The organism is Thiocystis violacea, assembly GCF_016583565.1.
GTDB classification, from domain to species: Bacteria; Pseudomonadota; Gammaproteobacteria; order Chromatiales; family Chromatiaceae; genus Thiorhodococcus; species Thiorhodococcus violaceus_A.
Genome location: NZ_NRRF01000246.1, coordinates 1 through 678 on the forward strand (window position 1 = coordinate 1; position 678 = coordinate 678).

Genomic DNA, 678 nt, shown 5'->3' on the forward strand with positions numbered 1-678 from the left:
CCACCGGAGCCACTCCAGGTAGTCGAGGCAGTCCGCATCGGTGCGAAACCAGGACTGGAACTCGCCCGCAGTCCGCGGATAATCAACGCCAGCATGAGGGTAAGTCACCCTTGGAGTTTACTCCGGTTAAGTGGAGACCCCAGAAGGAGGTTATCATCCTCGATACGCGCGGGGAGGGGACGATTGTCTGGGACAATCATGGGGGCGTGAAGGATTGGGTTTGGTCGAATGTCCCGAAAGGATTGCTCGATGCAATCGTTCAGGCTTTGTCGATTGGGTTTCGCAGATGCATGCTGAGGATTGCAAACATCAATCGGTGAAACGCACTCGATTGAGTTTGTCATTATCGCCACATTCGCTGAGGAGACCTCGATGAGCCAACTCGTCAACGCGCTCGGTCCGAGCGCCATGCAGCTGCCGGCGATTTTCGTACGCACACCCGAGGCCGGCAAGCGCTTCATCGAGTTCTTCACCGCCAATATCCGCAATTCCCATACCCGGCGCGCCTACACCCGGGCGACGGTCGACTTCGCCAGCTGGTGCGACCAGGCCAGGGCGAGCGCGTATAATATTTTTCAAAAAGAACCGGTTGCGGCAGTCTATCGGGAAACAGCCTCAGGAGGTTCCCATGTCTGCCAGTATTGTCGATCATTTCGCCCCCCTTAACGACCCGCGCGT

1 protein-coding gene is annotated in these 678 nt (G+C 57.2%); it reads left to right on the forward strand.

Annotated elements, in window-relative coordinates; translation table 11 throughout:
* Positions 1 to 372: 372 nt before the first annotated feature.
* Positions 373 to 666: a hypothetical protein gene (locus tag CKO23_RS25045; RefSeq protein ID WP_200336300.1), complete on the forward strand. Its 294-nt coding sequence runs from the start codon at positions 373 to 375 to the stop codon at positions 664 to 666.
* Positions 667 to 678: the final 12 nt, after the last annotated feature.